The following is a 1,676-nucleotide window of genomic DNA, read 5'->3' on the forward strand; positions in this document are numbered from 1 at the left end:
CAAGGCCGATCCCAAGCGCAAGGTCGTCGCGCTGTCGGGTGACTACGACTTCCAGTTCATGATCGAAGAGCTGGCCGTGGGCGCGCAGTTCAACCTGCCCTACGTCCACGTGCTGGTGAACAACGCCTACCTCGGCCTGATCCGCCAGGCCCAGCGTGGCTTCGACATGGATTACTGTGTTCAACTGGCGTTCGAGAACATCAACGCCACCGAAGCCAACAACTACGGCGTGGACCACGTGGCCGTGGTCGAAGGCCTGGGTTGCAAGGCACTGCGCGTGTTCGAGCCGGCCGAGATCGCCCCTGCCCTGCTCAAGGCGCAGAAGATGGCCGAAGAACACAGGGTGCCGGTGGTGGTCGAGGTGATTCTCGAGCGTGTGACCAACATTTCCATGGGTACCGAGATCAACGCGGTCAACGAGTTCGAAGACCTGGCCCTGGTCGGCAACGACGCGCCTACCGCGATCTCGCTGCTGGACTGACCGCCTGACGCCCCCGTGCCGGCTGTGCCGGGGGCTTTCATCTGCAAGGAGACAACCATGCCTCGCTTCGCTGCCAACCTGTCCATGCTGTTCACCGAGCAGGACTTCCTGGCCCGCTTCAAGGCCGCCGCCGACGCTGGCTTCAGCGGTGTCGAATACCTCTTCCCGTACGATTTCAGCGCCGCCGAGATCAAGCAACAGCTCGACGCCCACGGCCTGACCCAGGTGCTGTTCAACCTCCCGGCGGGCGATTGGGCGCAAGGCGAGCGCGGCATCGCCTGCCACCCCGACCGCGTCGAGGAATTCCGCGCCGGGGTCGACAAGGCCATCGAATACGCCAAGGTCCTGGGCAACACCCAGGTCAACTGCCTGGCCGGCATCCGCCCACAAGGCCCGGACTGCGCCACCGTGCGCAAGACCTTCGTCGACAACCTCAAGTACGCCGCCGACAAGCTCGAAGCCGCCGGTATCCGCCTGGTCATGGAAATGATCAACACCCGCGACATCCCGGGCTTCTACCTGAACACCACCAAACAGGCCCTGGAGATCCAGGCCGAAGTCGGCAGCGCCAACCTGTTCCTGCAGTACGACATCTATCACATGCAGATCATGGAAGGTGACCTGGCGCGCACCATGGAAGCCAACCTGAAGTTGATCAACCACATTCAGCTGGCCGACAACCCCGGCCGCAACGAACCTGGCACCGGCGAGATCAACTACCGCTTCCTGTTCGAACACCTGGACCGCATCGGCTACCAGGGCTGGGTGGGCGCGGAGTACAAGCCACTGACCACCACCGAGGCGGGCCTGGGCTGGCTGAAGACCCACAACGCGATCTGAGAATGCTCTCGAAGGGGCAGCCCCGGCTGGCTTCCATATTCCCAGCGTCGCCTGCTCCACCGAGATTCAACAAATACAACGAGGTAATCTCTCATGGCTAAAATCGGTTTCATCGGCACCGGCATCATGGGCAAGCCCATGGCCCAGAACCTGCAAAAAGCAGGTCACAGCCTCTTCGTTTCCACCCACCACGATGCCGCTCCGGCCGACCTGATCGCCGCAGGCGCCGTCGCCCTGGCCAACCCGAAGGAAGTGGCCCAGGAAGCCGAGTTCATCATCGTCATGGTCCCCGACACCCCACAGGTCGAAGCCGTCCTGTTCGGTGAAAACGGCGTGGCCGAAGGCGTTGGCCCGA

General features: G+C 62.8%; 3 protein-coding genes. All 3 read left to right on the forward strand.

What is annotated here, in order from left to right; genetic code table 11:
• Positions 1–481 (forward strand): thiamine pyrophosphate-dependent enzyme (locus ABFA30_RS24050; protein ID WP_253081822.1); only part of this gene is annotated, 481 nt, incomplete at its 5' end.
• 57 nt (positions 482–538) lie between these two features.
• A complete protein-coding gene (gene hyi, locus ABFA30_RS24055) occupies positions 539–1,321 on the forward strand; it encodes a hydroxypyruvate isomerase (RefSeq protein ID WP_253081823.1) in 783 nt (260 codons plus the stop codon).
• A 93-nt stretch (positions 1,322–1,414) separates the two neighbouring features.
• Positions 1,415–1,676, forward strand: a 262-nt coding sequence (locus tag ABFA30_RS24060; protein WP_253081824.1) for an NAD(P)-binding domain-containing protein, incomplete at its 3' end; no start/stop codon positions are given.

This window comes from Pseudomonas sp. HLMP, from assembly GCF_046365545.1.
In the GTDB taxonomy this organism is placed as follows: domain Bacteria; phylum Pseudomonadota; class Gammaproteobacteria; order Pseudomonadales; family Pseudomonadaceae; genus Aquipseudomonas; species Aquipseudomonas guariconensis_B.

What these genes read in the sequence shown, in the direction of transcription:
- hyi (WP_253081823.1), top strand. Translation starts at nt 539, where the DNA reads ATGCCTCGCTTCGCTGCCAACCTGTCCATGCTGTTCACCGAGCAGGAC.